Origin of the sequence: Kitasatospora phosalacinea (genome assembly GCF_030268885.1) — a bacterium.
Lineage (GTDB): Bacteria > Actinomycetota > Actinomycetes > Streptomycetales > Streptomycetaceae > Kitasatospora > Kitasatospora phosalacinea_C.
The window spans coordinates 1-255 of sequence record NZ_BSSA01000153.1; the positions used below are offsets into that span (position 1 = coordinate 1).

Here is a 255-nt window from a genome sequence, read left to right on the forward strand (position 1 = left end):
GCTTGGGCAGGACGTACACGCCGACCGGGTACTGCTCGGTCTTGGTGAACAGCTCGATCTGCGCGATGGTCTGGTTCGCGAAGGAGTTGGACATCACGAAGGACGGGTGGCCGGTCGCGTTGCCGAGATTGAGCAGGCGGCCCTCGGAGAGCACGATGATGGTCCGGCCGTCGGCCTTGCGCCACTCGTGGACCTGCGGCTTGACCTCGGTCTTGACCACGCCGGGGAGCTTGGCGAGGCCGGCCATGTCGATCT

1 protein-coding gene is annotated in these 255 nt (G+C 65.9%); it reads right to left on the bottom strand.

The genetic code is table 11. The annotated features are described in order from the left end of the window. On the bottom strand, positions 1-255 hold a 255-nt coding region (locus tag QSK52_RS39345), incomplete at both ends, for an adenosylhomocysteinase (protein WP_285741064.1).